This window comes from uncultured Photobacterium sp. (assembly GCF_947502415.1).
Classification (GTDB): Bacteria; Pseudomonadota; Gammaproteobacteria; order Enterobacterales; family Vibrionaceae; genus Photobacterium.
The window spans coordinates 1-241 of sequence record NZ_CANMZV010000137.1 but is presented as its reverse complement, the minus strand read 5'-3'; the positions used below and the strand labels follow the sequence as shown (position 1 = coordinate 241).

1 tRNA gene is annotated in these 241 nt (G+C 54.8%); it reads left to right on the top strand.

From position 1 onward, the window contains the following. Window positions 1-164: 164 nt before the first annotated feature. A tRNA-Ala gene (locus Q0852_RS23850) sits at window positions 165-240 on the top strand. Window position 241: the final 1 nt, after the last annotated feature.

Here is a 241-nt window from a genome sequence, read left to right as displayed (position 1 = left end):
GGCGATTAGCTCAGTTGGGAGAGCACCTCCCTTACAAGGAGGGGGTCACTGGTTCGAGCCCGGTATCGCCCACCACTTTTCCTTTATGCTACGTTGTCGCATTTCTCGTTTAGCGGACTAAACGTCGAAATACGATGCCTTGCCTAAAGAAAAAGGACTACTTCGGGGCTATAGCTCAGCTGGGAGAGCGCTTCGCTGGCAGCGAAGAGGTCTGCGGTTCGATCCCGCATAGCTCCACCAC